Origin of the sequence: Actinomadura sp. NPDC049753, assembly GCF_040674655.1 — a bacterium.
GTDB lineage: Bacteria > Actinomycetota > Actinomycetes > Streptosporangiales > Streptosporangiaceae > Spirillospora > Spirillospora verrucosospora.
The window spans coordinates 1-1,280 of the sequence record NZ_JBFARL010000466.1; the positions used below are offsets into that span (position 1 = coordinate 1).

1 protein-coding gene is annotated in these 1,280 nt (G+C 76.6%); it reads right to left on the minus strand.

Annotated elements, in window-relative coordinates; all coding sequences use genetic code 11:
* Positions 1-1,280: Spo0B domain-containing protein (locus AB0K37_RS42250; protein ID WP_363991888.1), on the minus strand; the 1,280-nt coding region annotated here is incomplete at both ends.

Sequence of the window (1,280 nt, forward strand, 5' to 3'; positions counted from 1 at the left end):
GCCCGCCGCGGCGTCGCGGGTGGAGACGCCGTCGTCGAACACGGCGTCGCGCAGACCGTCCGGCAGCCCGTCGCCGGAGTCGGTGACGGTGGCGTGCAGGTCGCGGCCGTCGCCGAGCAGCTCGACCTCGACGCGGGCGGGCCGCCGCGGCCCGAGCCGCGCGGCCTCGACGGCGTTGTCGACGAGGTTGCCGACGACGGTCGTCACGTCCAGGGGGTCGGCGACCCGGCCCGGCACGTAGCTGCCGGCGCCGATGTCGAGCCGGACGCCCTTCTCGGCGGCGACGGCGGACTTGGCCGACAGGAACGCCCGCAGGTACGGGTCCGACACGGGGTCGGGCAGGTTGTCGGGCGCCGGGGCGCGGCGCGCGGCGTCGTCCATCAGGGTGCCGACGTAGTCGGCGGCCTCCTCGCTGTGGCCGAGCTGGAGCAGGCCCGAGAGGGTGTGCAGCCGGTTGGCGTACTCGTGGCGCTGCGCGCGGAGGGCGTCGAAGAGGGTGCTGACCGAGTCCAGCTCGCGGGCGAGGGTCTCCAGGTCGGTGCGGTCGCGCAGGGTGATGACGGCGCCGAGGTCGCGGCGGTGCCTGCGGACCTCCCGCCGGTTGACGACCAGGACGCGCTCCCCCGCCGTGACGAACAGGTTCGCGGCGTCGCGCCGTCCCGTGAGGACGTCGCGCAGCGTCCCCTCCGCGGCGAGATCCCCGGCGGGGGCGCCGCGCTTCAGGGCGACGCCGAGCAGCCGGGACGCCTCGTCGTTGCAGACCGCGATCCGGCCCGCGGTGTCGACGGCCACGACGCCCTCGCCGACGCCGTGCAGCACCGCCTCCCGCTCGTGGACGAGCTCCACCAGCTCGTACGGTTCGAGGCCGAGCGTCTGCCGCTTCAGCCTGCGGCCGATCGCGACCGAAGCGACCACGCCGAGCAGGACGGCGCCCGCGACGAACAGCGACATCTCGCGCAGCACGTGGCCGAGCTCCCGGTCGATGGCGCGGGCGTCGAACCCGACGCTGACCTCGCCGAGGATCCGCCCGTCCGGGCCGTACAGCGGGACCTTGCCGCGCGCGGACAGCCCGAGGGTGCCGCGCTCGACGCGGACGACCTCCCGCCCGGCCAGGGCGTCGGAGGGGTCGGTGCTCACGTGCCTGCCGAGCTCCAGCGGGTTCGGGTGGGACAGGCGCAGGCCGCGGCCCGCGGGCAGGGGATCGGCACCGGACAGCGGATCGGCGCCGGCCAGGGGGTCGGTGCTGGGGAGGGCCCCGCCGGACGACGCGCGGCGCTTGG